The sequence below is a fragment of the Nitrosopumilus ureiphilus genome (genome assembly GCF_013407185.1).
Lineage (GTDB): Archaea > Thermoproteota > Nitrososphaeria > Nitrososphaerales > Nitrosopumilaceae > Nitrosopumilus > Nitrosopumilus ureiphilus.
This window is the reverse complement of sequence record NZ_CP026995.1, coordinates 1,043,037-1,063,208: the sequence shown is the minus strand read 5'-3', so window position 1 is coordinate 1,063,208 and position 20,172 is coordinate 1,043,037. Positions and strand designations below refer to the sequence as shown.

Annotated in this window: 31 protein-coding genes; 27 read left to right on the top strand and 4 right to left on the bottom strand. The window is 33.4% G+C overall.

What is annotated here, in order from left to right:
- Nucleotides 1-10 precede the first annotated feature (10 nt).
- Nucleotides 11-139, top strand: coding sequence for a hypothetical protein (locus C5F50_RS13230; RefSeq protein ID WP_280924478.1), 129 nt, complete (start codon nucleotides 11-13; stop codon nucleotides 137-139).
- Between the two features lie 49 nt (nucleotides 140-188).
- Nucleotides 189-569, top strand: coding sequence for a hypothetical protein (locus C5F50_RS06355; RefSeq protein WP_179372815.1), 381 nt, complete (start codon nucleotides 189-191; stop codon nucleotides 567-569).
- Between the two features lie 155 nt (nucleotides 570-724).
- Here the strand turns inward: C5F50_RS06355 and C5F50_RS06350 are convergent, their stop codons facing one another.
- Nucleotides 725-1,102 carry a DUF5615 family PIN-like protein gene (locus C5F50_RS06350; protein ID WP_179372814.1) on the bottom strand — a complete coding sequence of 126 codons (378 nt, stop codon included), beginning with the start codon at nucleotides 1,100-1,102 and terminating at the stop codon, nucleotides 725-727.
- A 209-nt stretch (nucleotides 1,103-1,311) separates the two neighbouring features.
- Between C5F50_RS06350 and bioA the strand changes: the two genes are divergently transcribed.
- The 7 genes from bioA to C5F50_RS06315 all read left to right on the top strand — a co-directional run bounded on the left by bioA (nucleotide 1,312) and on the right by C5F50_RS06315 (nucleotide 8,978).
- Nucleotides 1,312-2,634, top strand: a complete 1,323-nt coding sequence (bioA, locus tag C5F50_RS06345) for an adenosylmethionine--8-amino-7-oxononanoate transaminase (protein WP_179372813.1) — start codon at nucleotides 1,312-1,314, stop codon at nucleotides 2,632-2,634.
- Between the two features lie 73 nt (nucleotides 2,635-2,707).
- Complete coding sequence (gene bioB, locus C5F50_RS06340; protein ID WP_179372812.1) at nucleotides 2,708-3,685, top strand: biotin synthase BioB; 978 nt, start codon at nucleotides 2,708-2,710, stop codon at nucleotides 3,683-3,685.
- Nucleotides 3,669-4,799: an aminotransferase class I/II-fold pyridoxal phosphate-dependent enzyme gene (locus C5F50_RS06335; protein WP_425340050.1), complete on the top strand. Its 1,131-nt coding sequence runs from the start codon at nucleotides 3,669-3,671 to the stop codon at nucleotides 4,797-4,799. Before bioB ends, C5F50_RS06335 begins: the two co-directional genes overlap by 17 nt.
- Nucleotides 4,800-4,998: 199 nt before the next feature.
- Complete coding sequence (locus C5F50_RS06330) at nucleotides 4,999-5,733, top strand: cytochrome c biogenesis CcdA family protein (protein WP_179372810.1); 735 nt, start codon at nucleotides 4,999-5,001, stop codon at nucleotides 5,731-5,733.
- 4 nt (nucleotides 5,734-5,737) lie between these two features.
- Nucleotides 5,738-6,844 (top strand): redoxin family protein, encoded by a 1,107-nt coding sequence (locus tag C5F50_RS06325; RefSeq protein WP_179372809.1) that lies wholly within the window; start codon nucleotides 5,738-5,740, stop codon nucleotides 6,842-6,844.
- Nucleotides 6,845-6,938: 94 nt separating this feature from the next.
- Nucleotides 6,939-7,589, top strand: a complete 651-nt coding sequence (locus C5F50_RS06320; protein ID WP_179372808.1) for a Snf7 family protein — start codon at nucleotides 6,939-6,941, stop codon at nucleotides 7,587-7,589.
- A gap of 111 nt (nucleotides 7,590-7,700) precedes the next feature.
- Entirely contained in the window at nucleotides 7,701-8,978 is a 1,278-nt protein-coding gene (locus C5F50_RS06315) for a multicopper oxidase domain-containing protein (protein ID WP_218843338.1), read from the top strand.
- A gap of 10 nt (nucleotides 8,979-8,988) precedes the next feature.
- On the opposite strand, the gene C5F50_RS06310 is transcribed toward C5F50_RS06315, so the two are convergent.
- The 3 genes from C5F50_RS06310 to C5F50_RS06300 form a co-directional block, all read right to left on the bottom strand.
- On the bottom strand, nucleotides 8,989-9,330 hold the full coding sequence (locus tag C5F50_RS06310; RefSeq protein ID WP_179372807.1) for a hypothetical protein: 342 nt from the start codon (nucleotides 9,328-9,330) through the stop codon (nucleotides 8,989-8,991).
- A gap of 248 nt (nucleotides 9,331-9,578) precedes the next feature.
- Entirely contained in the window at nucleotides 9,579-9,995 is a 417-nt protein-coding gene (locus tag C5F50_RS06305; RefSeq protein ID WP_179372806.1) for a DUF371 domain-containing protein, read from the bottom strand.
- Nucleotides 9,996-10,059: 64 nt separating this feature from the next.
- The gene (locus C5F50_RS06300; RefSeq protein ID WP_179372805.1) at nucleotides 10,060-10,425 is read right to left on the bottom strand and encodes a hypothetical protein; all 366 of its coding nucleotides are present in this window, start codon (nucleotides 10,423-10,425) and stop codon (nucleotides 10,060-10,062) included.
- Nucleotides 10,426-10,621: 196 nt separating this feature from the next.
- Between C5F50_RS06300 and C5F50_RS06295 the strand changes: the two genes are divergently transcribed.
- The 18 genes from C5F50_RS06295 to C5F50_RS06210 all read left to right on the top strand — a co-directional run bounded on the left by C5F50_RS06295 (nucleotide 10,622) and on the right by C5F50_RS06210 (nucleotide 20,159).
- Nucleotides 10,622-11,359: an archaeal proteasome endopeptidase complex subunit alpha gene (locus C5F50_RS06295; protein ID WP_179372804.1), complete on the top strand. Its 738-nt coding sequence runs from the start codon at nucleotides 10,622-10,624 to the stop codon at nucleotides 11,357-11,359.
- Between the two features lie 33 nt (nucleotides 11,360-11,392).
- Nucleotides 11,393-12,205: a putative RNA uridine N3 methyltransferase gene (locus C5F50_RS06290; RefSeq protein ID WP_179372803.1), complete on the top strand. Its 813-nt coding sequence runs from the start codon at nucleotides 11,393-11,395 to the stop codon at nucleotides 12,203-12,205.
- A 204-nt stretch (nucleotides 12,206-12,409) separates the two neighbouring features.
- Nucleotides 12,410-13,402, top strand: a complete 993-nt coding sequence (locus tag C5F50_RS06285; protein WP_179372802.1) for a 50S ribosomal protein L3 — start codon at nucleotides 12,410-12,412, stop codon at nucleotides 13,400-13,402.
- Complete coding sequence (gene rplD, locus C5F50_RS06280) at nucleotides 13,402-14,214, top strand: 50S ribosomal protein L4 (protein ID WP_179372801.1); 813 nt, start codon at nucleotides 13,402-13,404, stop codon at nucleotides 14,212-14,214. Before C5F50_RS06285 ends, rplD begins: the two co-directional genes overlap by 1 nt.
- Nucleotides 14,211-14,477 (top strand): 50S ribosomal protein L23, encoded by a 267-nt coding sequence (locus C5F50_RS06275; RefSeq protein WP_179372800.1) that lies wholly within the window; start codon nucleotides 14,211-14,213, stop codon nucleotides 14,475-14,477. Before rplD ends, C5F50_RS06275 begins: the two co-directional genes overlap by 4 nt.
- A 44-nt stretch (nucleotides 14,478-14,521) precedes the next feature.
- Nucleotides 14,522-14,917 (top strand): 30S ribosomal protein S19, encoded by a 396-nt coding sequence (locus tag C5F50_RS06270; RefSeq protein ID WP_179372799.1) that lies wholly within the window; start codon nucleotides 14,522-14,524, stop codon nucleotides 14,915-14,917.
- 5 nt (nucleotides 14,918-14,922) lie between these two features.
- Nucleotides 14,923-15,381: a 50S ribosomal protein L22 gene (locus tag C5F50_RS06265; protein WP_179372798.1), complete on the top strand. Its 459-nt coding sequence runs from the start codon at nucleotides 14,923-14,925 to the stop codon at nucleotides 15,379-15,381.
- A 2-nt stretch (nucleotides 15,382-15,383) separates the two neighbouring features.
- Entirely contained in the window at nucleotides 15,384-16,139 is a 756-nt protein-coding gene (locus C5F50_RS06260) for a 30S ribosomal protein S3 (protein ID WP_179372797.1), read from the top strand.
- Complete coding sequence (rpmC, locus tag C5F50_RS06255) at nucleotides 16,136-16,342, top strand: 50S ribosomal protein L29 (RefSeq protein WP_179372796.1); 207 nt, start codon at nucleotides 16,136-16,138, stop codon at nucleotides 16,340-16,342. Before C5F50_RS06260 ends, rpmC begins: the two co-directional genes overlap by 4 nt.
- The gene (locus C5F50_RS06250; RefSeq protein WP_179372795.1) at nucleotides 16,339-16,605 is read left to right on the top strand and encodes a ribonuclease P protein component 1; all 267 of its coding nucleotides are present in this window, start codon (nucleotides 16,339-16,341) and stop codon (nucleotides 16,603-16,605) included. Before rpmC ends, C5F50_RS06250 begins: the two co-directional genes overlap by 4 nt.
- Nucleotides 16,602-16,925: a 30S ribosomal protein S17 gene (locus C5F50_RS06245; protein WP_179372794.1), complete on the top strand. Its 324-nt coding sequence runs from the start codon at nucleotides 16,602-16,604 to the stop codon at nucleotides 16,923-16,925. Before C5F50_RS06250 ends, C5F50_RS06245 begins: the two co-directional genes overlap by 4 nt.
- Nucleotides 16,925-17,347 carry a 50S ribosomal protein L14 gene (locus C5F50_RS06240; RefSeq protein WP_109875912.1) on the top strand — a complete coding sequence of 141 codons (423 nt, stop codon included), beginning with the start codon at nucleotides 16,925-16,927 and terminating at the stop codon, nucleotides 17,345-17,347. Before C5F50_RS06245 ends, C5F50_RS06240 begins: the two co-directional genes overlap by 1 nt.
- A 4-nt stretch (nucleotides 17,348-17,351) precedes the next feature.
- The gene (gene rplX / locus C5F50_RS06235) at nucleotides 17,352-17,792 is read left to right on the top strand and encodes a 50S ribosomal protein L24 (protein ID WP_179372793.1); all 441 of its coding nucleotides are present in this window, start codon (nucleotides 17,352-17,354) and stop codon (nucleotides 17,790-17,792) included.
- Entirely contained in the window at nucleotides 17,792-18,508 is a 717-nt protein-coding gene (locus C5F50_RS06230) for a 30S ribosomal protein S4e (protein WP_179372792.1), read from the top strand. Before rplX ends, C5F50_RS06230 begins: the two co-directional genes overlap by 1 nt.
- A 4-nt stretch (nucleotides 18,509-18,512) precedes the next feature.
- The gene (locus C5F50_RS06225) at nucleotides 18,513-19,034 is read left to right on the top strand and encodes a 50S ribosomal protein L5 (protein WP_179372791.1); all 522 of its coding nucleotides are present in this window, start codon (nucleotides 18,513-18,515) and stop codon (nucleotides 19,032-19,034) included.
- Nucleotides 19,034-19,213 (top strand): 30S ribosomal protein S14, encoded by a 180-nt coding sequence (locus C5F50_RS06220; RefSeq protein ID WP_109875916.1) that lies wholly within the window; start codon nucleotides 19,034-19,036, stop codon nucleotides 19,211-19,213. The genes C5F50_RS06225 and C5F50_RS06220 overlap by 1 nt, the downstream gene beginning before the upstream one ends.
- 6 nt (nucleotides 19,214-19,219) lie before the next feature.
- The gene (locus C5F50_RS06215; RefSeq protein WP_179372790.1) at nucleotides 19,220-19,612 is read left to right on the top strand and encodes a 30S ribosomal protein S8; all 393 of its coding nucleotides are present in this window, start codon (nucleotides 19,220-19,222) and stop codon (nucleotides 19,610-19,612) included.
- The gene (locus C5F50_RS06210) at nucleotides 19,602-20,159 is read left to right on the top strand and encodes a 50S ribosomal protein L6 (protein ID WP_179372789.1); all 558 of its coding nucleotides are present in this window, start codon (nucleotides 19,602-19,604) and stop codon (nucleotides 20,157-20,159) included. The genes C5F50_RS06215 and C5F50_RS06210 overlap by 11 nt, the downstream gene beginning before the upstream one ends.
- Nucleotides 20,160-20,172: the final 13 nt, after the last annotated feature.

Here is a 20,172-nt window from a genome sequence, read left to right as displayed (position 1 = left end):
TAGAAAATTTATGACTTGTTTTAGATGTGATGGGAAAGGCAAGTTCAAGAATGAATTTGGTATAATGGAGAGATGTGAGTCATGTCAAGGATTGGAAATGACTTTTGAAAAAATAGATAATGATCCAGATGAAGATTAGATTCTAAACTCCAAAATTCTTAAATTCATACAAAATTCATGTGATCATAATGGGTATTGAATTCAAAAAAGAAGGTAATGTCTGTGAAAGATGCCATAAATTGGATACGGATGTCGGTAAGATGACTCATTACAAAAACCATGAATTGGATAAATTACTTTGCCAAGATTGTATCAAAGAAATCGAGGATTATTACTCTCTCAAGTGTTCAAAGTGTGGTAAACCAGCACACCTAAGAGGAAACTTGATTGAATATGAACATGAAAAAATTTGTACAATTTGTATGGATGAAATTAAAATGAAAAAAATAATCAAAGAAGAACAAAAAGAAGTAAGGAAGAATTTCATAAAATCAAATTGGGCAAAATGGATTACTTTTGGTCTTACGATTACTGGAATCATAGTGGCATTATTGGCGATAGGAATTTAAGAATAATTTACAAATAAAATAATTCTTAGATTCTTGTTCTCCTGGGATGTCATGTCTGCCATTTTTTAGAATGATTTTAGAATTTTTGAGGGAGATTGAAATTCCATAACCTCGAAGTAGTTTTACGTTGTAATGATTTCTTTTCACTTTGTTAATTAGAACTTTTTTTGACCCATTCGTGATACCTCACCACTCTTAATTTTATTAAAAGCATCAATCACTTCATCCTCAATTGATTCCATATCTAGAGAGCTCATTGCTTTCACATCTAGTTCAGGTTGAATAACTTTCTCAAAAATCTTATCATCGGTAATCCAAATACAAGGATAATTGTTATCAGTACATGCTTGACCTAAATCACCATCTTTGGTAATGATAGTCATTTCGTGTTCTTTTGCATATTCGATTAAATTGTAATCATTTCTGTATTTTGGATCTTCGGCTCTCAGTTTTTTTGCAGATTCCGTTTCATGGTTTTGATGTTCTAATTCTTTTTGATAATATTCTGCATGTTCATCAAGAAGAAACTTCATACAATATGAATAAATCTTGTTTTCTTAAGGATTACGACAACACAGTATGTTTTCCCTCACAAAACGGGGGGATACCATTTTTACTCTTTGTCAATAAACTCGTTAACACATCAAAATTTCATTTTAATACTTCACAAAATTACTAAAAATTAAGTGTAGAATTATTAATTTCGTTTGATTATTAAGAAGATCCGAGATAATAGATTTGTTTGAAGAAAACTAGTTTTGTTTGGCATCCAAATACACAGATGAGAGAATGGGATTCTTTTGACGAAATAAAGAGTGCAAAAGGAGTATGGCTAACAGATTCAAAAGGAAACAAAATACTAGATGCAGTAGGTTCAATGTGGTGCAATGTTTGGGGACACTCAAATCCCGAACTAGTCAACGCTATAACAACTCAAAGCAAAAAACTACAGCATTCATCTATGTTTAATCTAACTAACGAACCAGCAGAAAAACTAGCTGAGCATCTTGTGAAAATATCTCCAAAAATGCATAGGGTCTTTTATTCAGATAATGGCTCATCTGCAATGGAAATAGCCATCAAATTAGCACTACAGTATTGGAAAAACATTGGGGAGAAAAAGAAAACAAGAATTGCAACATTAGAAAATGGATATCATGGAGATACATTTGGGGCAATGTCGGTAGGATACGTGCCAGAGTTTTTTGGCAAATTTAAAAAACAGTTATTTACAACATTGCAATTTCCGGTACCAAATGAATACAGAGTTCCAAATGGATTTACTTTCTTAGATCATCAGAATTATTGTTTAGAAAAAATTGAAAAAGAGTTTTCAAAAAAAACCAACATTGCAGCATTTATCATGGAAAGTGGGGCACAAGTTGCTGGAGGCGTAATTATTTACCCAAAAGGATTTCAGAAAAAAATAAGTCAACTATGTAAAAAATATGATGTGCTTTTTGTTTTAGATGAAATTGCAACAGGTTTTGGAAGACTAGGATCCATGTTTCAATATGAAGAACAGAAAAGTATTCCAGATATAGTAGCATATGGAAAAATGCTAACTGGAGGATATCTAACGATGGCAGCTACTTTAACAAATAAGAAAGTGTATGATTCATTTTTAGGTGAATTTAATGATTGGAAACATTTGTTTCATGGACACACATACACAGGAAATCCTATTGCAGCAGCTGTCGCATTAGAAAGTCTCAAGATGTATAAAAAATATAATCTTATTAAAAAAATCTACAATACATCCAAAATTTTTGAAAAGTATTATCAAAAGATTTCAGAAATTGACATTGTGGGAGACATCAGGCACAAAGGAATGCTAATGGGTATAGAGATAGTATCAAACAAAAAGAGAAAAACACCAATTCGCCCTAAAAAGTCAATTAACAAAATATTTTTTGAAGAGGGTAAAAAGAACGGAATCTACCTTAGGACTCTTGGAAACATTGTCATGTTAGTTCCTCCTCTAATAATTACAGAATCAGAACTAAATTTACTCTTAGACAAGACCATTTTAACCATCAAATCCGCAATGCCAAAAGTGCTTTGACTGTTAACCCCTATGACAGAATTAGGTTAACCAATCCATTATTGTTATAAATAGAGTATTTATTATTCTCATTATGAATACTCTGGAATTTATCAAAGAGTGTCAAGAAAAAGTATTTTCTGGAATTGGTGTTTCTTCAGATGATGCAAAAAAATTATTGAACATTCCAGAAAAGAATTTAAAAGAATTAACATCATGTGCAAATGAAATTACCCATGAATATAATGGAAGAAAAGTCGATGTGGAGCAATTAAACAACATTAAAAAAAATGCATGTAGTGAAGATTGTACATTTTGTGGACAATCAGCATTTTTTGATACCGGAATAGAGACATATCAATTACCATCACCAGAAGATGTGGTAAGCAAAGCACAAAAAGCAAAAGACGATGGTGCAGAATCATATTGTCTTGTTGCTGCGTGGAGAGAACCATCATCAAAAGATTTTGAAAAAGTTTGTAAAATCATTACTGAGATTAATGACAAAGTAGGAATTAGCGTTGAGTGTAGTTTAGGTTTTTTGACTCCAGAACAAGCAAGAAAATTAAAAGAGATTAAAGTTAAAAGATATAATCATAATCTAGAAACTGCAAAATCTAAATTTCCAGAAATTTGTACAACACATACTTACGAAGATAGATTAAAGACATTAAGTATTGCAAGAGAAGCAGGGTTAGAATTGTGTACTGGCGGAATAATTGGGTTAGGAGAAACAAGAGAGCAAAGATTAGAATTAGCACTTGAATTAGGAAGATTATATCCAGAAGAAGTAACAATTAACATTTTAGTTCCAATGCCAGGAACACCACTTGAATTACAAACAGATCTTCCAAATTCAGAAATAGTAAGAATTTTTTCAGTCATACGATTTTTACTACCTGAATCAGTAATCAAAATTTCCGGAGGTCGGGAATCAAAACTAGATGATTCCGGAGAAGAACTATTACAAAGTGGTGCAAACGGAATAATTACTGAGGGGTATTTGACTATGGGTGGAAACGAGGCTAAAAAAGACCGTGAATTAATTGAGAGAATTGGTCTCCAATCATAAACTAGACTTTATTGATTCTGAATTAGAGAGTTTAAAGAAACAAAATCTCTATAGAAAATTGCAATATGGAAAATCCAAAGGTGCTCACATTACTATCAACAATAAAAAATTACTAAATCTATGCTCAAATGACTATTTGGGAATTCTTACAGAAGAAATTCAAACTAACCAACTTCAATCTAGCTCCAGACTTGTATCTGGCAATGATGAATCATATAACAAATTAGAAGAAATTCTGGCAAAACATAAATCACAACAAAAAAGTCTTGTTTATCCTACAGGATACATGGCAAATTTGGGGGCAATTACTACAATTGCAAAAAAGGGAGATGTGATTCTAAGCGATGAGTTAAACCATGCAAGCATAATTGAATCATGTAAATTATCAGATGCAAAAATAATTGTGTATAAACACAACAACATTCAAGATTTAGAAAAGAAATTAAAATTAAAAGGGAAAAACAAATTTGTGATTACTGAAGGGATATTCAGTATGGACGGGGATTTTTCACCATTAAAAGAAATTACAGAGTTATCTGAAAAACAAAATGCAATTACAGTAGTAGATGACGCACATGGTGATTTTGTAGTTGGTAAAGATGGAAAAGGAACACCAAATTATTTTAATGTCGAAAAAAAAATTGATTTGTATATTAGTAGTCTAAGTAAAGGTCTAGGATCTTTTGGAGGATATGTTGCATCAAAAAACAATGTAATCGATTTATGCATTAATAAATCAAAATCGTTTATCTATACATCAGCACTTCCGTCAATTTTAATTGAATATTCTATAAGAAGATTCAAATCAAATAGAGAAAAACAAAAGAAAAAATTAGAAAAAAATACTAACCGATTAATCAAAGGATTAAAAGAGATTGGATTTGAAATTAATTCTACAACACATATTATTCCAATAGTCATAGGAAATGAAAAAAATGCAATGAAGTTTGGAGAATTTTTAATGGATAATGGAATATTTGCACAGCCAATCAGATATCCCACCGTTCCAAAAAATCAAGCAAGATTAAGAATTTCAGTCACAGCATGGTTATCAGATAGAGATATTGAGAGATCACTTGTAATTTTTGAGAAATCTTATAGGAAATTCAGATAACTAGCGCATAGAATCAAATCCACCAAGTGCGGGGGATCCAATAATTACTGCAAGGGCGATAACTATACCCAAGGCAATGCCTACTATGATGAATCGCTTATTCATGCTAAAAGATACACAATCCCAGATAAAAACGGATTGTAGGTTTTTGGAATAGATATGGAAGAATGCTTTAAAGGAAAAATTGTAAATTTAATGCGTGGCCGAGATCACTCTTGCAGTAGCTGCGCTGGCAGGATTAGGATCATTTGTAGCACCATGTATTTTACCAATGATTCCAGCATTTCTTGCATATATTTCAGGAACTACACTTACTGAATTAAATCAAAAAGGAAATTCCAAGACACTGTCGATAAACAGAACAAACATTGTATTAAATTCAATATTTTTTGTTTTAGGATTTTCAGTAGTATTTTCTATATTAGGAGTAATAATTAATAGCGTACTTGGAACTGCAGCTGGAGAATTTGTAGATACATTAAATCAAGTGGGAGGGATAATCATCATAGGTTTTGGAATTTTCTTACTTCTGTCCACAAAGATCAACAAACTAAATATGGAAAAGAGATTCTTTCCTAAAAGAAATAAAGCAAGTTATCCAATGTCATTTGTTTTTGGACTGGCATTTGCAGTAGGGTGGACACCATGTGTAGGACCAATACTTGGAACAATACTCACGCTAGCTGCAACAACACCTTCTGTTGCATTTAATTTACTATTGGTTTACTCACTAGGATTGGGAATCCCATTTATTTTGATAGGAGTGTTTTATTCTAGAGCAAACAGAGTTATTCGCTCTATGAGTAAACATCTAAAATATTATAACATCATTTTAGGAGGATTTATTGTAGTTTTAGGAGTTTTAGTATTTACAAATCAATTAGCATATATTGCAAATTTTCCACTTCTCAACGAATTAATATTTTTAGGGTGAATAAATGAAATCAGAAATTAAAATTGCATTAATCTTAGGAATTGTGATTGCAGTAGGCATAGGAATTACAAGCATTACGCTCTCAACTCTAGATGAGAAATCTGAAACAGTAATCATTCAGGATGTAAATTCGAATACTAAAATTGACAAATCAGGGTTTAAAATTGCACCAGATTTAGTAGGAATAGCATATTATCTTAATACAACACCTGAAGAATTGAAAAAACAAATCAAAGACAAAGTAGTCCTTTATGATATCTGGACATATAGTTGCATTAATTGTATCAGAACACTTCCATACATTACTGCATGGGATGACAAATATGGAGATCAGGGATTGTTAGTTGTGGGAATACATTCGCCTGAATTTGAATTTGAAAAAAATCCAGAAAATGTTAAAATGGCAATTGACAAACATGGAATAGAGTATCCTGTTGTAATGGACAATGACATGAAAACATGGAAAGCGTTTGAGAACAGATACTGGCCAAGAAAATACATTGCAGATCATGAAGGATATATCAGATATGATCACATCGGTGAAGGCGGATATCAAGAAACTGAAAAAATTATCCAACAACTTTTAGAAGAAAGAGCATCATCGCTTGGAATTCAGATGTCATCAGATGCATCACTTGTTGAAATAGAAGAGTTTGAACATACAATGTTTAGAACGCCTGAATTGTATTTTGGTCACCAATTTGCTCAGAATAGAAATCAACTAGGCAGTGATGAGGGATTTCAACCAGGGAAAATTGTAACATATTCAGAACCCAATAAAATTGATTTGCATAAGTTTTACCTAATAGGCAATTGGAAAAATTATGATGACAGTATGGAATTAGTATCTGAAAAAGGTTCTATCAAACTATCGTACAATGCAAAAGAAGTAAACATTGTAACAGAAAATAATGCAGAATTAGAAATATTTCTAGATGGAGAACCACTTCCATCAGAATATGCAGGAAAAGACATCACATCTAAAAATATTTTGACAGTTTCAGAAGCAGGATTATACAATATTATTAACAGTGAAACTAGTGCTTCCCACACTATAGAAATCAAGGTAGAAGGTAAAGGCTTTCAAATATTTACATTCACATTCGGATAGTGTAACCAAAGCCTGTTGTCACTTCAGTTACACTAGCTGGGGCGACAAATCTCTTTAAAACAAATATTTTCAATCATATTGAGGAAATTAAGGTTTGTTCAGCAATTCTTGGAATAAAGTAGAAGGAGAGAGTATTTCTCAAAAAGTAATGGGAAGGGTAAGGCCAGATGAACCATTAAAGAACAAAATCGACTTTGCACAGAAAAAATTACAATTTCAGATCTCAAAATTAGAATCAATTAATGAAAAATTACAGAAAAAACACGATGTTATCTTTGAAAAGATTGTAAATGCACAAAGAAACAACAAACCCAGTTATGCCCAGGCATATGCGGGGGAATTATCTCAAGTAAGAAAAATGAAAAACATGGTAAGCGGGGCCAAACTTTCAATGGAACAAGTCAAGCTTAGATTAGATACTGTTTCAGAATTAGGAGACGTGGTAGTAACTCTTAGTCCATGTATGTCAATCATTAAAGGTCTTAGTCCATCACTTAGTGGAATAATGCCAGAAGCAAATGCTTCAATGCAAGATTTGTCACAAATACTAGGCGATGTCATGTCAGGTTCATCAGTAAACATGGGAGAGACCATGAATGTTGGTGCTGAAACAAATGCAGACACATTAGCAATTCTTGAAGAAGCCCACAATGTCATTGCGGGCCAGACAAAATCGTCTATTCCAGACGTTCCAGAGAGTCTTAAAAAACAGATAGTTGAGAGAAAGTCAGACATATTCATCTAGTATTTTTTGAAATTAATATAATTAAACAGTTAGGAAATCATTCTAAGAAAGTAGAATAACTTTAAAGAACATGCCAATGACTTAAAACAAAATATTTTTTTAATTAATCCAATGACTAAATCAAGAACATCTCTTATGCTGATTGCATTGTCAGTAACACTTCTTGGATCCTTATCTGTAGGTTTGATTCAAGAAAGCGAAGCTGCTAAAGGTCAAGGAGTAGGATTACCTCAAATTGGTTCTAACAAAGTTTGTGGGGATAGACTATGTTCTGAACCTGCAATTAGTCATTCTTCCCAAAAAGAATATCAAATTGACACCACTTCCCAAACTGGTGAATGTAAAAGTAATGAAGGAACTACTCGTACTTTTTACATTGCAGCAGACGAAGTAGAATGGGACTATGCCCCTTTAGGACTTAATCAGATGAAAGCACATGAGTTTAATGAAGATGAAAATGTGTTTGTTGAAAATACTCCAGATAGAATTGGCAGTAAATACATCAAGGCATTATACCGTGAATACACGGATGAAACATTTTCAAAACTTAAACCTCGAACATCTGAATGGCAACATCTTGGAACACTAGGACCAATCATTCATGCAGAAGTTTGCGATGCAATCAAAGTTGTATTCAAAAATAATTCTGATGAACTAAATTATTCTGTTCATCCACATGGTGTCTTTTATGACAAAGATTCCGAGGGTTCTGAATATAATGATGGAACTTCTGTCAATAACAGATCTGATGGAATAGTTGCTCCAGGACAAATTCATACCTATAATTGGTCTGTACCACAACGTGCAGGACCAGGACCAAATGACCCAAGTTCAATCGTCTGGATGTATCATTCACATGTTGATTCTCCAATGGATACAAATTCAGGACTTGTTGGTCCAATCGTTATAACATCAAAAGGAATGGCCGATTCTACTGGCAGGCCAATGGATGTTGACAGAGAAATGGTAAGTCTGTTTACAGTTTCTGATGAAAATTCTAGTCACTATTTGTGTGAGAATCTAGAAAAATTTACAGATGAAACTTGTGATAATGAGAAATTAATAGAAGATGATGATTTTGCCGAAAGCAATCTAATGCATGGTATTAACGGATATGTTTATGGTAATTTGCCAGGACAAACTGTTCAAAAAGGCGAACATGTGCGTTGGTATCTAATAGGTATGGGAACAGAAGTAGATTTGCATACACCGCATTGGCATGGAAACACTGTCTTGTGGAATGGTATGAGAGTCGATGTGATGGAATTAATGCCAGCTAGCCTAAAGACAGTTGATTTTATTCCGGACAATGTAGGAACATGGATGTTCCACTGTCACGTCAATGACCATATTTCAGCAGGAATGATGTCACTTTTCAAAGTGATTTAATTTCATTTTTTTATTTTGATTTCTTTTTACTTTTCTGAACAAGTATTTTCTTTATTCTAGAAATTGTGGGGTAACTATACCCGCGTCGACGATAATTTGCAATCATCATCTTCCAATTTTTTAATCTCCATTGAGCTTGTTCTGCAGTAACAGAGTGTACCTCTTTTTGAATAATGCTTTTTCTGCCAACCTTAAGAGTTCCAGCATCTTTTGCAGACCACCTGTTTTTTGCAAATTTTAAACCTGTAAGAATTTCAGTCACAGGCATTTCTTTGAAATATTCTTTAAGTTTTTTTAATTCTGCATCAGATGGTTTATCAGAAATGGATAATTCAATGGTGGTTTTAACCATGTATGCTCTACTTTCTAATGCTTTAAGAGAATCTTGCTAAATCAGAATTAACTAAAATAGAGAATTATTAGAATTCTTTGGACATCAAATTAGCAATTCAGAGGAATATTGGCATTTTTACACAATGTATTGTACATACCAAACCCGAAAATGATGGCAGCAAAGACCACTAATGGAATCAAAATGAAAATTTTAGTTTTAAGACCCATATTCAAAATTAAACTAATGCATATAAAATTGTGACAGTTTTAATCAACACTAATAGCGAAGATTCCTTTCGTTTTAGGATCTTGTAACAATGCCACCATGTCTCTAGGTAGTAGATCAGATGATTTATCACATTTAATTGCCAAAGTTCTTGGACAAATAAAGTCACTTTTTCTAATTACAATGTCTTCGGTATGAGAAAGAATCAATTCAGGATGGCCTTGTCCCTCTAAAAGAAATTCATAATCACCAACACGAATAGAAAATTTAATTTTTGAGTCAGGATTTTTTAATTTCTCTTTTAGTTCTAAAGGTAAATCAGAACAACTGGAAGTTGCATTAATACCAACAATACAGTCACCTTGTAGTGTTAAATGAGAGTCTTTTGTAATCTCAATTGTTTTTTGATGATTTGATCTAATATTTTCATGACCTGAGAATTGAATTTCAAATTTCATAATCTATGAAGATTAAAAACTCAAATTAAACTTTAACAAATAATGTTTTCCAATTAAAAACTCATTAGTTCCGTTTTTGTGTTTCAATAATACATTTATCATAAAAATCAGCACTCATATAATTACAAACTCTATCTTGAAATTTTTGAAATAATTTATTTAGACACTCATATTGATTTTCTTCATCTTCCATATATGGCAAACATGCCTGAGGATTTCTTTTCACATATGTAAAATTACCAATACATTCTTGTGGATTATCAAATTTTGTACACATTTTTGGCTCATCCATATTTAATGCAGAATTTACTTCTTTGACCAAAGATTTTTTAGAAGATATAGAAGTAAATGAACCAATTATAGAAAACGTAATAACCATAATTACTGCCATCATCAAATCGCCAATAATAAAACCAAACATTGGGTTCATTTTCTAGATCTGTAATATGACAATAATAGTAATAAAAGACAGGATATTTTATTTTGATAAACAGGATTATATGTAAAAATCAATTTTTTTCAAAAATAAAACATACGATCAGCATTTTATCGAGCCTGTTTAAAATGGAGAAATGGTTCTCAAAGAGAGTACGGTTTAAATTGTACATTCAAAGCATTGGAATCAAATGCTTCCTGCACAACAAGGTTACGATAGAGCAATCACAGTGTTTTCCCCGGATGGTAGATTATATCAAGTAGAGTACGCAATAGAAACAGTACGAAGAGGAACAATAGCTGTTGGTGTAAAATGCAAAGATGGAATTATCATTGCAGTTGAAGAAAAACCGAGAAAATTACAAATCTCAAATACCGCTCAAAAGATTTTCCAAATTGATGATCATGTAGGAGTCGCAGCAGCAGGATATATTCCAGATGCAAGAAGTCAGGTAGACAATGCACGATTCTTTTCTCAAAGTAACAAAATGATTTACGATGAACCAGTAGAAGTTGAAACAATTGCAAAACACTTGGCGGATCAATGTCAGCAATATACACAATATGCAGGAGTGAGACCGTATGGTGTCGCATTGATTCTTGGCGGAGTAGTAAATGATACACCACAGTTGTATCTAACAGATCCAAGTGGAACGTACATATCATATGATGCAATTGCAATTGGTTCAGGTTCAGATCAAGTTACAGACTTTTTAGAAAAAACATACAAAGATGATCTATCATTAGATGATGCTGCCATATTATCTGCTGCTGGAATTTATCTATCAAGTGAAGATAAGGAAGGCACAAGTCACATCAGAATGGCACATATTAAAACAGAAACTGGTTTGTACGAATTAGTTTCAGATGAGCAGATTGCAAATTATGCAAAAACTGCTAAAGAGAAATACCCACACGACCAGAAATAATCACATAAAGTGGGCCTGGGAGATTAAATTACATTGAAATTATCTGTTGCCATTCCAGAATCGGCATTATCTGATGAATCACTTAAGATAGACAAAACAAGAAAAATTTCAGTTCTAGCAAGAGCTTGTGCAATTTTTAAAATTGATACAATATATGTTTACCAAGAAGGTAACAACAGGACAGACGGAAGTCTAATGGTAATGATTTTAAAATATTTAGAGACGCCGCAATTTTTGAGAAGACGATTGTTTCCAAAAATGAATGATCTAAAATTTGCAGGTGTTCTACAACCACTTAAAATTCCAAGCCACATTACTCCAGTGAATGCTAAAAAGATCAATCCTGGAGATGTACGAGAAGGGATTGTAATCAGTGTGAAAGGTAAACGATTTGTAGACGTAGGGATAAATCAATTAATTCCATTTTTTGGTAAGACATCGATTGGTAAAAGAGTCACAGTGCAATTCAAAGAAGGTTATCCAAAATTATCTGTAAAAGAGATAGACAAAAGTGAGGTTCAGTCCTATTGGGGATACTCTGTAAAAGAGAGAGCAAATTTATTTTCAGTATTGGCAGAATGGAAAGGAAGCATAATCATTACATCCAGAAAAGGTAAAACAGCAACAAAAGAACAAATTTCCAAATATGTCAAATCAGATCAGCCTACACTCATAGTTTTTGGATCTCCAGAAAAAGGTATTCATGAAATCCTGGGAGGCAAAATGAAAAATGTTCAAAATGCAAAATCATTGAACTTTTTTCCCAATCAAGCTACTGAAACGGTACGGTTGGAGGAAGCATTACTTGGGACATTGGCAATAATTAATGCGCAAAGTACATCATAATATGCCAGAAAGAAAAAATTTTCTTTTATTTGCTATTGCGCTAGGAATTGCAGGAATTATTATTGGCGGAATAACAATTTGGAACATGGCATCAGATTTGTTAAAGCCATAACAATTTAGGCTCATATGGTTAACCACTATTTTTTTCATGGTTAACGATGTCTCACATGGTTTAATAGAGGGAAATCGAGACGCGTTTTATCCATGGGCGCTAGAAAAAACCATCAGCCACGTAGAGGAAGTCTTGCATATTCACCAAGAGTACGTGCAAAAAGTATGGAGGCACGCATTAGAGCATGGCCAAAATTAAATTCAGAAGAGCCAAAGATTTTAGCTCATTGTGGTTTCAAGGCAGGGTGTGTTCAGATAGTAAGTATTGACGATAGAGAAAAAGTTCCAAATGCAGGAAAACAACTCGTAAGTCTTGGAACAGTCCTAGTTACCCCTCCAGTATTGATTTTAGGAATTAGAGGGTATTCAAAAGATCATGATGGAATGCATGCAGAATTTGATGTATATGCAGATGATATTCCAAAATACATATCAAAAGAAATTACAGTAAAAAACAAAGAGGGTGCATTAGAGAATGCAGAGAAATCCCTTCGAAGAATAAAAGAAATTTTTGCAATAGTTGCAGTTTCGCCTCGTGCAGCAGGATTGGAACAGAAAAAACCTTACATTTTTGAAGCTTCGGTTAGTGGAGGAGACATACAAAAACAATTTGCTCATGTTAAAGAACTACTTGGAAAAGAAATTAAGATTGATCAAATTTTTGAAACAGGTGCAAGTGTAGATGTTGCTGCAATTACTAAAGGCAAAGGATGGCAAGGTGTAATTCAAAGATGGGGAGTAAAAAAGAAACAACATAAATCAAGAAAAACAGTTAGAGAAGTGGGTTCACTCGGTCCAATTTCTCCACAAAGTGTCATGTATACAGTACCAAGAGCAGGACAAATGGGATTCCATCAAAGAATAGAATATGATAAACGAATTATGATTATGGGAAACACAGATGATGAACAAATTAAAATCAATCCAGATGGAGGATACAAACACTTTGGATTGGTAAAAGGAGATTTCATCATCCTAAAAGGATCAGTTCCGGGAACATATAGAAGATTAATCAAACTAAGAAGTCAAATCAGAAACGTTCCAACTAAAATCAACAAACCAAACATTTTGGAGGTAGTAATCTAATGAAAACAACAGCATATACTACAACTGGAACAAAAGATAAAGAAGTAGAACTGCCACTAGTGTTTTCAACTCCATTTAGACGAGAATTGATCCACAAAGCTTTCACTAATTTAACTTCTCATAAATTCCAACCACAAGGAAGACATCCATCTGCAGGTCAAGATGTAGTTGCAGATTCCAATGATCCTCCAACAGGTCAAGGTGTTTCACGTGTTGCAAGAAGTACTGGCGGTGGTGGCGGAAGACAAGGTCAAGGTGCAGAAGTTGCATCTACTAGAGGCGGAAGGCAAGCACACCCACCAATTGTAGGTAAAGTAATTTACAAAAAATTAAACAAAAAGGAAAACAAATTGGCACTATGTTCTGCAATTGCAGCAACAGCGTCAAAAGAACTTGTAGAGCTACGAGGTCACAAAATAGAAGGCATTGAATCATTCCCAATTATCGTATCAGATGACATTGAATCAATTTCAAAAACAAATGAAATCACCAAAGTACTGGATGCGCTAAAACTAACACAGGACGTTGAAAGATTAAAAGCAAGAAAACCACGTTCCGGTCAATCAAGACTCAGAGGAAGAAGTAAAAAAATTGGAAAGAGTGTTTTGTTTGTTATCAAAGATGATTCAAAGATTAAAAAAGCAATAGGAGCATTACCTGGAGTAGAAGCAAAAAGTGTTAAAGATTTGAGTGTATTAGATTTAGCACCAGGTTCAGATCCAATTAGATTAACTGTATATTCCAAATCCGCAATTGAGGAAATTGGAAAAATCAAATCAACTCATCTCGAGGTTATGGTGAAAACACAATGAATGTAGATCAAGCAAACAAAATTATTCTCAAACCATACATTACAGAAAAAACATTTGCAATGGTAGAAAATGAAAGTAAAATTTGCTTTATCGTAGAACGATCAGCAAGTAAACCCGAAATTGCCGAAGCTGTAAAAGCACTTTACAAAGAAAATGTCACTAACGTAAACACTGCAAGAACAATTTATGGTAAAAAAGCATTTGTTCAATTTGAAAATACTGCAAAAGCCAGAGATTTGGCAACAAAGATAGGAATGCTATAATATGGACCATAAAACTCGAAGTACATTAACAGAGGAGAAGAAGAATGGTTAAAGAATTTCTATACAGAGGTATTCCAAAAGAGGAGCTTGACAGTTTGTCCTTAGAAAAATTATTCTTGCTATTCAACTCTAGACAAAGAAGATCCCTCACAAGAGGAATTACTGATGGAAAGAGAAAATTGATTGAAGAAATTAAAGCTGCAAAAGCAGGTAAAGTAAAAAATCCTATCAAAACTCACGTTAGAGATTTGATTGTTTTGCCATACATGGTAGGCGTTACAGTAAATGTATTTTCAGGAAAAGAATTTCGTCCAGTAAGTATTACATCAGAAATGATTGGACATTATTTAGGAGAATATGTAATAACAAATAAGAGAGTTTCACACGGTGCCCCAGGTGTGGGTGCATCAAGATCCAGTCTCTACGTGCCACTAAAGTGATCATTATGGGTAGATTCAATTATGCTTTCCAAAAATATGATGCAACAAAACATGTGCGTTCATCATTAAGAGAAAAAGATATCTCACACAAACATGCACGTGAAGTAGCTGTTTCTATCAAAGGATTGTCAATTGAAAAAGCAAGAGACTATCTTCTTGCAGTAATTAGCAAAAAAAGAGCTGTCGCATTTAGAAGATATAAAAATCAAGTTGGACATAAAGCAGATCCTGGAATGATGGCAGGACGTTATCCACAAAAAACAGCAAAAGAATTCATCAAAGTTTTAGATAATTTAGAATCAAATGCAGAATACAAAGGAATGGATTTAGATAGATTAAGAATAGTAAATGCCACTGTTCACAAAGGAGTTATTGTAAAAAGATTCATCCCAAGAGCTATGGGAAGAGCAACTCCCAAAAACAATGTATTAACTCATGTAGAATTGGTGGCACAGGAGATTTAGATATGTCAGCAGTCAAAAATGTAATCAAAGATAACTACAACATGATGCTTCTCAAAGATTATCTTAGAGAAGCAATTAAAGATGCAGGATTTTCACATGCAGAAATTTCAAAGACCCCCGTAGGAACAAGAGTTGCACTACATGTTACTAGACCAGGCATCGTTATTGGAAGAAAAGGTTCTGGAATCAGAGCACTTACAGACAAACTTGCATCAGACTTTGGATTAAAAAATCCACAAATTTCAGTAGTGGAAATTGAAAAACCAGAATTAGCTCCAAGTGTAATGTGTAATAGAATGGCAGCCCATCTAGAAAGAGGAACTGCTTTTAGAAGAGCAACAATGTGGACATTAAAACAAATTATGGAAAATGGCGCAATGGGAGTCCAAATTACTATCTCAGGCAAACTCAGAGGCGATCGTTCTGCATTTGAAAAACACACAGCAGGAATATTGCCCAGAGCAGGCCACCATGCAGAAGTCATTGTTGCAGAAGACATTGCACATGTGAAAACAGCGATGGGACTAATTGGAATTAGAATAAGAATTGCCAATAAAGCTAAACTCATTCCAGAATTTGAAATGAAAACTGAAAAAGCTATGAAAACAAAACAAATCAAAGATGAAGGAACAGGAAAGATGAGAGATGAGACTGCAGCAGAAACAAAAGCAAGAACAGAATCAGAACAAATTGCACTTGAAGAAGAAAGAATGAAAGAACTTGAAACATTAGAAGAAGAAGAGGACAGATTAAAATGACCAGAATAAGCATGAAAACAATTAATCAACTAAATGAAAAAGATCTTAAAAGTAAGATTCAAGAGGCACGCAGTGAACTTGCAAAACTCAGAGTCGACGCTTCTAAAGGTACACTAAGAAAAGAAAGCGGTAAACTAAAACCACTACGTCATGACATCGCAAGAATGCTAACTAGAATAAACGAGATGAAGAAACAGAAATGATTACAGCAGACAACATCACATCACATGAATTCATAGGATTGAACACAGAGATAGTCAAATCTACCAATCCTCAAGTTATAGGATTAAATGGAAGAATCATAAATGAAACAAAATCGATGTTTACAATAAATACAGAAAATGGATCTAAATTAATTGCAAAATCTACAAACAGTTGGAAATTCTCAATTGAGAACAATGATGTGATTGTTGAAGGATCCAAAATTGCAAAAAGACCATTTGACAGATTAGGAGTAAAAGTATGACACGCAATATAGGATTAAAAATAAAAGAACCAAAAGAACAATGCACTGACAAGCATTGTCCATTCCACGGAAATTTATCGATTAGGGGAAAACTCTTTGATGGTAAAGTAACTGGAAGTAAAGCAAAACAGACAATCACATTACAAAAAGATGCACCAATTTACTTTAGTAAATTTAAGAGATATGCAAGAGGAACAAGTACTATTCATGCACATGTTCCAGAATGTATTGATGTTGAAACAGGAAATCATGTTTTGACTGCAGAATGCAGACCCATCTCAAAATCAGTATCATATGTTGTAGTAGAGGTTAAAGCATAATGGCAAAACAGGCAGGTAAAGGAGTAGAAGAGTTCCGCCCATATGTTACTCGTTCAATTCCTGTAGGTGCAAATATTGTATGTGCAGATAACTCTGGTGCTAAAATTTTAGAAATTATCAATGTTCCAAGACACAAGACAAGAGTATCAAGACTACCTGCTGCAGCAGTAGGAGATTTTTGTAACGTAGTAGTAAAGAAAGGACCCGCAGAATTAAGAAAACAAGTCTATGGTGCAGTGATTGTTAGACAAAAATATGCAGTTCGTAGATTAAACGGTGTAAGAGTTTGTTTTGAAGATAACGCAGCCGTGCTGATTACTCCTGAAGGAGAAACAAAAGGAACAGACATCAAAGGACCAGTAGCAGCAGAAGCTTCAGAGAAATGGCCAAGAGTAGCTAACTTGGCATCAATGGTGGTATAAGAAAATGAAACCAACAAAAATGCGCAACAATATGATTTATCGTGCAACATTCCAAACTAGAAGTAAGCAACTTGGAAGTGCGCTATCAAAAGATCTTCGCAAAAAATATGGAAAAAGAAGTGTCCGCGCAATTGAAGGTGATAGTGTAACTATACTTAGAGGAGAATTCAAAGGAGTTGAAGGAAAAATATCCAAAGTATCTACTCAAAAAAGCAGTGTTGCAATTGAAGGAGTAAAAAAAGAAAAGACAAAAGGGGATAAATTCGATGTCTACATTCATACATCTAATCTTTTAGTAACTTCACTTAGTACTGATGACAAGTGGAGAATTTCAAAACTTGAGGGCAAGAATCCCAGTAAACAGCCTAAAGAAACACCTGTAAAAGAAGAGCCTAAAGAAACAAAAGTGACAGAAAAAATTGAAAAAAAGGAAGATGAGAATTAATGGTAAGCATAGCAGGTAGTAAAAAACTCAAACGTCAAATGGCCCCACAATTTTGGGGAATTAATAGAAAAAATAAAAGATTTGTAATTACTGTAAAACCAGGCCCACATAAAAAAAGTCATGCTGTTCCAACGGCAGTATTTCTAAGAGACATGTTAAAGATAGTAACAAGTCTTAGAGAAGCAAAAACTTCAATTTATTCTGGAAAAGTAAAAGTTGACGGAGTTGTAAGAAAATCACTTCATCATGCAATTGGATTGATGGATGTAGTTGAATTGGAAAATGTTTCTGACATTTATCGTCTAGTTCCAACTGAAGAAAAATTACTACAACCAATAAAGATTAACGAATCAGAAAAATCAAAAAAACTAGTAAGAGTTACTAGCAAAACTACAATCAACAATGGACAAACACAGATAGGATTCCATGATGGACGTTCAATTATTTTAGATAGCAAAGTAAATGTTGGAGATACTTGTTTAATTCAGATTCCAGAAGTGAAAATTCTTGAAATAATAAAATTAGAAGAAGGCAGTCAAGGATTAGTAACACGTGGAAACAATACAGGTCGAATAGGAAAGATTGAAACGATAGAAGAAGGAACATTCATTCTTCCAAAAAGAGTCATCTTATCACTTGACGACAGAAAAATCGAGATTCCAGCAGACATCATAATGTCAATTGGTAAAGGAGAGCCAGTTATTCAAATAAAGTGATCATATGTCTCAAACAACAGAATCAATAATGAAAAAAATCTCCCTTGAGAAAGTAGTTCTCAATATGGGAGTTGGAAAATCAGGAGATGTAATCAATATTGCAAAAAAAGCACTGGATCAAATATCAGGAAAAAGATCATCATCAAGAGCTGCAAAAGAAACTCAAAGAGATTGGGGAGTTAGAAAAGGAGAACCAATAGGTGCAGCAGTGACAATTCGCGGTAATGATGCAAAAGAATTACTAAAAAGATTGCTAGAAGCAAAAGGAAATGTAGTTAACGGAAAATCATTTGATAATTTTGGAAATTATTCATTTGGAATTAAAGAGCACATAGACATTCCAGGAGTAAAATATGATCCACAAATAGGAATTTTAGGTTTAGGAATTTCTATTACACTTACAAGACCAGGATACGGAATTAGAAATAGAAGTAAACATAAAGCAAGTGTTGGAAAAAAACACATCATTAGCAGTCAAGAAGCAAAGGATTATCTAGTAAGAGAATTTGGAGTGACAGTAACATAATGGCAAAAGACAGATCATACGAAACCACTGGAAGAAAAAAGCATGACTTTGGAAGAGGTTCACGATGGTGTAAAAGATGCGGAGATTATACAGCTGTTATTCAAAAATATGATTTAATGTTATGCAGACGATGCTTCAGAGAAGTCGCAACATCTTTAGGGTTTAGGAAAAATAAGTGATATAACATGCCAGCAACTAACATTTTAGCAAATCTATTTGTCACATTATACAACAATGAAACAAGAAGGAAGGGCGATTGTGTTATTCTTCCAACATCAAAACTAGCAATTGAAGTTCTAAAAACACTTCAAAAAGACGGATACATTGGAGAGTTTGAACACATTGATGATAAAAGAGGAGGTAAGTTCAAAATCAGATTATTGGCCAAAATTACAAAATGTGGAGCAATTTCCCCAAGATTTAAGGTAAAAAATGACGAATATAATAATTGGGAACAGCAATACTTACCTGCATATGATAGAGGAATGTTGCTAGTTACAACAAATCAAGGAGTAATGTCGCATCATGATGCATTAGAGAAAGGAATTGGAGGATTTTTGATAGGATATGTCTACTAAACAAATGGAAAAATTTCAGGATGAGGTAATCATTCCAGAGGGAGTTAAACTCACACTAAACAAACACATGTTATCATTTGTAGGACCACTAGGTAAAACCTTCAAGAGTTTCAGAAGCATTCCAGTAAATATTGAGATTACAGATAACAAAGTTATCCTAAATGCAATTGGGAGTAGAAAGAAAGATTATGCCATTTTACATACTGCAAGATCCATTATCAGAAATATCTGTGAAGGTTTAGTAGATGGATATACAATTAAGATGAAAATTGTATATGCACACTTTCCAATTACATTAAAAGTTGATGGTAAAAAAATTCTAATTGAAAATTTCCAAGGAGAAAGAGCGCCAAGAGTTACAAAAATTGTAGGTAATACAAAAGTAATTCCAAAAGGAGAAGATGTAATTTTAACGGGTGAAGTATGGACAGACATTACTCAAACAGCAGCTAATATAGAACTTAAAACCAAAGTAAAAAACAAAGACCACAGAGTTTTTCTTGATGGCATATATTCATTTGAGAAAAAGAAAGGCATAGAAAAATAAAATCCTAATTTTT

What these genes read in the sequence shown, in the direction of transcription:
- C5F50_RS13230 (WP_280924478.1), top strand. Translation starts at nt 11, where the DNA reads ATGACTTGTTTTAGATGTGATGGGAAAGGCAAGTTCAAGAATGAATTT.
- C5F50_RS06260 (WP_179372797.1), top strand. Translation starts at nt 15,384, where the DNA reads ATGTCAGCAGTCAAAAATGTAATCAAAGATAACTACAACATGATGCTT.
- C5F50_RS06300 (WP_179372805.1), bottom strand. Translation starts at nt 10,425, where the DNA reads ATGAACCCAATGTTTGGTTTTATTATTGGCGATTTGATGATGGCAGTA.
- C5F50_RS06295 (WP_179372804.1), top strand. Translation starts at nt 10,622, where the DNA reads ATGCTTCCTGCACAACAAGGTTACGATAGAGCAATCACAGTGTTTTCC.
- C5F50_RS06325 (WP_179372809.1), top strand. Translation starts at nt 5,738, where the DNA reads ATGAAATCAGAAATTAAAATTGCATTAATCTTAGGAATTGTGATTGCA.
- C5F50_RS06215 (WP_179372790.1), top strand. Translation starts at nt 19,220, where the DNA reads ATGCCAGCAACTAACATTTTAGCAAATCTATTTGTCACATTATACAAC.
- C5F50_RS06285 (WP_179372802.1), top strand. Translation starts at nt 12,410, where the DNA reads ATGGGCGCTAGAAAAAACCATCAGCCACGTAGAGGAAGTCTTGCATAT.
- rplD (WP_179372801.1), top strand. Translation starts at nt 13,402, where the DNA reads ATGAAAACAACAGCATATACTACAACTGGAACAAAAGATAAAGAAGTA.
- C5F50_RS06270 (WP_179372799.1), top strand. Translation starts at nt 14,522, where the DNA reads ATGGTTAAAGAATTTCTATACAGAGGTATTCCAAAAGAGGAGCTTGAC.
- C5F50_RS06250 (WP_179372795.1), top strand. Translation starts at nt 16,339, where the DNA reads ATGATTACAGCAGACAACATCACATCACATGAATTCATAGGATTGAAC.
- C5F50_RS06305 (WP_179372806.1), bottom strand. Translation starts at nt 9,995, where the DNA reads ATGAAATTTGAAATTCAATTCTCAGGTCATGAAAATATTAGATCAAAT.
- rplX (WP_179372793.1), top strand. Translation starts at nt 17,352, where the DNA reads ATGAAACCAACAAAAATGCGCAACAATATGATTTATCGTGCAACATTC.
- bioB (WP_179372812.1), top strand. Translation starts at nt 2,708, where the DNA reads ATGAATACTCTGGAATTTATCAAAGAGTGTCAAGAAAAAGTATTTTCT.
- C5F50_RS06225 (WP_179372791.1), top strand. Translation starts at nt 18,513, where the DNA reads ATGTCTCAAACAACAGAATCAATAATGAAAAAAATCTCCCTTGAGAAA.
- C5F50_RS06310 (WP_179372807.1), bottom strand. Translation starts at nt 9,330, where the DNA reads ATGGTTAAAACCACCATTGAATTATCCATTTCTGATAAACCATCTGAT.
- C5F50_RS06230 (WP_179372792.1), top strand. Translation starts at nt 17,792, where the DNA reads ATGGTAAGCATAGCAGGTAGTAAAAAACTCAAACGTCAAATGGCCCCA.
- C5F50_RS06220 (WP_109875916.1), top strand. Translation starts at nt 19,034, where the DNA reads ATGGCAAAAGACAGATCATACGAAACCACTGGAAGAAAAAAGCATGAC.
- C5F50_RS06240 (WP_109875912.1), top strand. Translation starts at nt 16,925, where the DNA reads ATGGCAAAACAGGCAGGTAAAGGAGTAGAAGAGTTCCGCCCATATGTT.
- rpmC (WP_179372796.1), top strand. Translation starts at nt 16,136, where the DNA reads ATGACCAGAATAAGCATGAAAACAATTAATCAACTAAATGAAAAAGAT.
- C5F50_RS06315 (WP_218843338.1), top strand. Translation starts at nt 7,701, where the DNA reads ATGACTAAATCAAGAACATCTCTTATGCTGATTGCATTGTCAGTAACA.
- C5F50_RS06275 (WP_179372800.1), top strand. Translation starts at nt 14,211, where the DNA reads ATGAATGTAGATCAAGCAAACAAAATTATTCTCAAACCATACATTACA.
- C5F50_RS06245 (WP_179372794.1), top strand. Translation starts at nt 16,602, where the DNA reads ATGACACGCAATATAGGATTAAAAATAAAAGAACCAAAAGAACAATGC.
- C5F50_RS06265 (WP_179372798.1), top strand. Translation starts at nt 14,923, where the DNA reads ATGGGTAGATTCAATTATGCTTTCCAAAAATATGATGCAACAAAACAT.
- C5F50_RS06350 (WP_179372814.1), bottom strand. Translation starts at nt 1,102, where the DNA reads ATGAAGTTTCTTCTTGATGAACATGCAGAATATTATCAAAAAGAATTA.
- C5F50_RS06355 (WP_179372815.1), top strand. Translation starts at nt 189, where the DNA reads ATGGGTATTGAATTCAAAAAAGAAGGTAATGTCTGTGAAAGATGCCAT.
- C5F50_RS06210 (WP_179372789.1), top strand. Translation starts at nt 19,602, where the DNA reads ATGTCTACTAAACAAATGGAAAAATTTCAGGATGAGGTAATCATTCCA.